A 795-nucleotide genomic window follows, 5' to 3' on the forward strand; every position below is an offset into this window, starting at 1 on the left:
ACTAAAATAAGAATAGAAAATAATGAGCATAAAAGCGCAAGGTAATCATTAATAGGATGACGTTGATATGTTTTAGATATGTTATGCTAAAATTCATCAATATGTTATGGGTAGATATATAGATTTTTAAAAACAAAAGCAACAGCCAAATTGATTGACAAAATATCAGATAAGCAAGTAATTGATATACTACAAACTGGTGATACCTATTTCCAAGAGTGTTCAATATTCTGTGTCATTTCCTTTTTTACACCTAGTTAATCGAAATGACACAGAATTTTGAATACTCTCATCCTATGTGTAACTACTCAACTACCATTTTTCTTAGGCTTTTTTATCCATTTTGTATCTACTTATTTTTACTCATTCGCTTAGTTCAAAAATAGGCAAATACATAAATTTATTTACAGCGTCATTTTTCTCGTTGCTTAGCAAGGTCAATAAGTTTGTCTAGGCTAATTAAAGAATTCATTACATCATTTTGACATAGACTTTCATCATTTTGATAGATATCTTCATCATCTTGATAGGTATCTTCTCTTGTAATCCATATTAGCCAAGCTTTAACTGCTAAATATTCTTCAATGGTTAATGTTGCCCAGCGTTCAAATAGATGGCTCTCAGACAGTATTTTTTCAAAATCCATAATCCAAAATACGATTTTATCTATAAGATCTTTAATTCTTGCTTTTTTATCCCATATAACTCTTGCTTTAGCTAAAGCCTCAGCTCTAGCCATAGCTCTTGCTTTAGCTCTTACTTTAGCTCTAGTTCTACCTAAAGCTATATCTATAG

At 30.2% G+C, this 795-nt stretch carries 1 protein-coding gene; it reads right to left on the minus strand.

Annotation, left to right across the window (positions count from 1 at the left end; all coding sequences use genetic code 11):
- Positions 1 to 412: 412 nt before the first annotated feature.
- Positions 413 to 795: hypothetical protein (locus A9G30_RS13070; protein ID WP_176700909.1), on the minus strand; the 383-nt coding region annotated here is incomplete at its 5' end.

This window comes from Gilliamella sp. Fer4-1 (assembly GCF_001690515.1).
GTDB classification, from domain to species: Bacteria; Pseudomonadota; Gammaproteobacteria; order Enterobacterales; family Orbaceae; genus Gilliamella; species Gilliamella apicola_C.